2 protein-coding genes are annotated in these 1,760 nt (G+C 72.4%); one reads left to right on the forward strand and one right to left on the reverse strand.

Annotated features, from left to right (window positions below):
* On the reverse strand, nucleotides 1-1,215 hold a 1,215-nt coding region (locus ITP53_RS55190), incomplete at its 3' end, for a tetratricopeptide repeat protein (RefSeq protein WP_207757765.1).
* A gap of 360 nt (nucleotides 1,216-1,575) precedes the next feature.
* Between ITP53_RS55190 and ITP53_RS55195 the strand changes: the two genes are divergently transcribed.
* Nucleotides 1,576-1,728, forward strand: coding sequence for a hypothetical protein (locus ITP53_RS55195; RefSeq protein WP_195903457.1), 153 nt, complete (start codon nucleotides 1,576-1,578; stop codon nucleotides 1,726-1,728).
* The last annotated feature ends 32 nt before the right edge of the window (nucleotides 1,729-1,760 follow it).

Consider the following 1,760-nt stretch of genomic DNA (forward strand, 5'->3'; position numbering starts at 1 on the left):
GGGGAGTGGTGTCGGGCGGTCGGCCGTGCGCTGGGGGAGGTGTGCCGGGCGGTCCGGGGTGGGGTCGGGGAGGACGGAGAGTATGTCGGTCAGGTTCGCCGCGACGTCTGGGTCGCCCCCCGAGGCTGCGAACGCCGCCACGGCCTCGTACAGGCGATCGGCCTCAAGCAGGGCGCAGGCCAGGTTGTGATGTGCTCGCGCGGCCTGCTCGGTGTGCCGTGGATCCTCCTCGGCCAGGATGCGGTACCTGGCCGCCGCCTCCTGCGCGGGTCTGAGCGCCCTGCCGGACTCGCCCGCGAACAGCAGGCAGGCGCTCAGGTCGTACAGGGCTTCGGCGTGTCCGGCCGCATCCTCGTAAGGGGGCGCGGCGGCGAAGAGGTCGGCCGACTCCGCCGCCGCGACGACCGCCTCGCCCACCCGGCCCACGGCCACCAGCCGGGCGGACAACACCGACAAAGCCCAGGCCAGCGCGAGCGGCTCACGTCTCGCCCTCAGGTGCCGGACGGCCAGCTCACCCAGCGTCACGTCCAGCGCCCGCAGCCCGAGCCGCGCGTCCCTCCGTACGGGAAGCGCCGCTGCGGCCTCGGCGAGCCGCCGGTCCGCGGTGAAGAGTGTCACCGCGGCATTGAGCGCGTCACCGAGCCGGGTGCCCGGCGCCTCCGCGGCCTCCGCGACCAGGCTCCCGATCCGCCTCGTGACCAGTGACCGCAGCGCCGACCTGACCGGCTCCCTGCTCGACGACGACCGAAGAATGTCCAGCATGCGTACGAGATGCCGGGTCGTACGGCCTTCGTGATCGTGCACGGCGAGCACCAACGCACCCAACTCATCCGTCCCAGCCAGCAGCCGCTCAGCCACAAGATCCGGCCCAAGCGGAGTCAGCGGGTCAGTTGCGGGCTTTGGCATCGGCTGGTCGGCGAGGTCCGGGAGCGGTTGGTCGTCGCCGGGGAAGATCGTTTCCAGCCAGGCGGCCATGTGCTGAGTGCGGATCCTGGTGGCGCCGGGGGTGCCGCCGCGCAGTGCGGGGACGGTGGTGAGCAGACCGGGCAACTCGGCGGTCGTGGGTGCGGTGAGCGTGACCACCGCCACGGCCTGCCGAGCCGTCACATCATCCAAGGGCTCTTGCCCAGCCGGCCAGACCCGCGCCCACTGGCCGTGTTCGCGCGCGAGAAACCGGTCGATCAGCCCGTCACCCGCCTCGCCACGCATCCACACCGACCCACCGCCCGGTTCGGTGCCCGACGATCGGGTGCCCCCTCCGGCTGGCCGCGACGGGTATCGGTTCAGCTCGGTGTCCGATCCCGAGGTGCTGGCTGGGGATCGCACCGACGACTGGCACTCCGGTTGGACGCCTGATGCGCGAGTGTCCGCTCCGGCTGGCCACGGCGGGTTTCGATCCCGCCTGGCATCCGGTACGCGGGTGTCGGCTGGGGATCTCGGCGACGGATCGTCGCTCGGTTCGGAGCCGGGTCCCCGGGTTCGTCGCGGGGTCTCGCGCTGTTCGACTGGGGCGCCCAACAGGCGGGACGGGTCTTCGTCCGATGGCGGATGGCGACGCAGACCTTGCATGCCGGCATGAGACCGCCCACCGGGACCCTCACCACCGTCACGAGGCTCCATGCCGGCAGCCGCCTCACCACCGTCACGGGGCTGCCCGCTGGGAGGCTCGTCGGCAGCGGCTCGGGATTGCCCGACGGGGGTCTCCTCGTCGACATCGCAGAGGCGTAGTAAGGCGGCCAGGTGGACGCGAAGGGGGAGGC

Source organism: Nonomuraea cypriaca, from assembly GCF_015645445.1.
GTDB classification, from domain to species: domain Bacteria; phylum Actinomycetota; class Actinomycetes; order Streptosporangiales; family Streptosporangiaceae; genus Nonomuraea; species Nonomuraea cypriaca.